The organism is Bacillus haikouensis, assembly GCF_013179555.1.
Classification (GTDB): Bacteria; Bacillota; Bacilli; order Bacillales; family Bacillaceae_B; genus Rossellomorea; species Rossellomorea haikouensis_A.
Window position 1 is genome coordinate 1 of the sequence record NZ_JABMCR010000482.1, and the last position, 1895, is coordinate 1895.

Below are 1895 nucleotides of genomic sequence, written 5' to 3' on the forward strand. Positions count from 1 at the left end.
TTTCCCGTCGATGTCAACTTTTAGTTCATTATCATCAGTAGGTATGATTTCCGTCTCGCCGCTTTCAAGAAACAACTCAATCTTATCGATGTCATTTGTAACCTTGACCGAATCCCCCGACTTATTATCCTTCGCGAACAACGAAGTTTGATCATTTAAAATGGTGTAGAGTGCACCTAAAGCCAATATCGCAATGATCACTGCAAAAATATTTTTCATCCCAATCCCTCGCTTTGGTTTGTTTTTCCAAATCATAATTTAATTGTAAGGGATGCAGCCTTTCACAACAATGACGCCATAGAATTATTTTCTACTCGGTCTTGAGGCGTATAGGAATATGAGCAATGACCTGTGCTTTGGTGAATTGTTGAATGATTCAACTGGAGTGAAAAATGAGATTGTATTGGAGAACCATCCCATCCGTTTCAGTAAGGAAGCTCAACCAAAAAGAAGGACCGATTGCAATCAGCCCTTCTTTTTGGTTGGTTTATTTTGCAATGAACATCTGAGTCCAGTAAATCCCCTGACTATTGTCTTTAGCGATTCCAACCCCGATATGAGTTAATTGGCCGTTCAGGATGTTTTTGCGGTGACCCGGGCTATTCATCCAGGCATTTACAACAGATTGTGGAGATTTTTGTCCAACAGCAATGTTTTCTGCAGCAGAAGAATAATCTACCCCGAAGTTTTGCATCATCTCAAATGGAGATCCGTAAGTCGGGGAGGTGTGTGAAAAATAATCCTTATCTTTCATATCCTCAGATTTCATTTCAGCAACATTTGCAAGTTCTCCATCTGCCTTAAGGGCTCCCAGTCCATTCTTTTTTCTTTCCTGGTTGGTTAAATCAATAACTTGTTTCACAAACCCTTTTGCGTCTGAGGTCTGAGCTTCTTTCTGAGGCTGCTTTGCCGGAGGCTCAGCCTGACCGTTGTTAGGTTGTCCGTTATTAGGTTGTCCGTTATTAGGCTGTTGAGCTTTTTCGCCGCCGTTCTGAGCGAAATTTTCTCCAGGATCTAAATGTGTAAACTCACGTAATTGTTCATCAGGATCAATCGGCGCCATAAAACGGTGAAGAGCAGTCTGATTGCCTTCATTTACATTAGATCCGCCCATATCCGCAGCTCTGCCCTGATCTAAATTCTCCCGTGGGTTATCGGCATTTCCGTAACTTACAGGATCGTAGTTAACATCTCGTGTTCCGGTAAGGTTCTCATTGCCGTCGTTGTTGTTACATGCTGTTAAAAGCATTAAAGGGATCATCGCACATATGCTTAACAATCTAAGGTGTTTTTTCAAATTCATTTCCTCCAAATGGGTTATGGTTTAGTATCGCTGCCAAAAATGGCTATCAATTGCTGCGGCAGTTATTAATATTTGCACCTTTTTCAGGTGATATTCTGTGAAATATGTGGGAGTATCAGTGCCAGGAAATGGATCGAGAGGATGCCTGGCTCAAAACACCGGGACCGGGCCAGGTGTCACATGATAAGAGTGCACATCAAAAAAGGTAATAAACCGTTCAAAATCGAATAGTAGAAGGAGCAGATTATAAAGGAGTGATCACTTTCATGGAGAGAAAAAGACTGCGTGAGCTTGGAGTGAAGATCGGTTCTTATCCTTGCGGGCCAGCTAACAGCATTTCCGATATAGAAGGCGTTAAAGTGGGGCATCATACACTTTATCATGATCGAGACGGGAAAACTGTCCGCACTGGTGTGACGGCTATTTTGCCCCATGCAGGCAATTTATTCAGAGAAAAAGTCTTCGCAGCCACACATATCATCAATGGGTTCGGCAAGACCGCGGGAACCATTCAAATCGAGGAATTGGGTGTGCTGGAAAGTCCGATCATGCTTACCAATACACTTTCTGTCGGAGATGTAATGAGGGGAAC

Annotated in this window: 3 protein-coding genes; 1 reads left to right on the forward strand and 2 read right to left on the reverse strand. The window is 42.7% G+C overall.

Annotation, left to right across the window (positions count from 1 at the left end; genetic code table 11):
• On the reverse strand, window positions 1-219 hold a 219-nt coding region (locus HP456_RS23450; protein ID WP_172255534.1), incomplete at its 3' end, for a hypothetical protein.
• A 268-nt stretch (window positions 220-487) separates the two neighbouring features.
• Window positions 488-1297: a CAP domain-containing protein gene (locus HP456_RS23455; RefSeq protein ID WP_246289399.1), complete on the reverse strand. Its 810-nt coding sequence runs from the start codon at window positions 1295-1297 to the stop codon at window positions 488-490.
• A 272-nt stretch (window positions 1298-1569) separates the two neighbouring features.
• Between HP456_RS23455 and HP456_RS23460 the strand changes: the two genes are divergently transcribed.
• Window positions 1570-1895 (forward strand): P1 family peptidase (locus HP456_RS23460; RefSeq protein ID WP_172255536.1); only part of this gene is annotated, 326 nt, incomplete at its 3' end.